Origin of the sequence: Pseudomonas sp. 2995-1 (genome assembly GCF_002742505.1) — a bacterium.
Taxonomy (GTDB): Bacteria; Pseudomonadota; Gammaproteobacteria; order Pseudomonadales; family Pseudomonadaceae; genus Aquipseudomonas; species Aquipseudomonas sivasensis.
In genome coordinates, this window is sequence record NZ_LJSA01000647.1 from 1 (window position 1) to 270 (window position 270).

Here is a 270-nt window from a genome sequence, read left to right on the forward strand (position 1 = left end):
GCAGGTATGATATCACCTCACATTTGTATTTTTATCAATGGTGTGGCCTTTATCATTTCTGCTCTCATCCTACTATCAATTGTCATTCAAAAGAAAATGAAGACAGATAAAGGGAATCATTCATTAGAATTAAATAAACATGAATCGCTCTGGAACTCATGGAAAGATGGTTGGGGAATCATTCTTAATTCAAGAATACTAGTTGCGAGTTTTTTCTTGTGTTATTAGGTATGACAGTGATTCAAATGGTAGATATTCAGTTTCCTGTCC

The 270-nt window shown here is 34.1% G+C and carries 1 protein-coding gene; it reads left to right on the forward strand.

What is annotated here, in order from left to right; all coding sequences use genetic code 11:
• Positions 1 to 228: hypothetical protein (locus tag AOA61_RS32060; RefSeq protein ID WP_218197430.1), on the forward strand; the 228-nt coding region annotated here is incomplete at its 5' end.
• Positions 229 to 270: the final 42 nt, after the last annotated feature.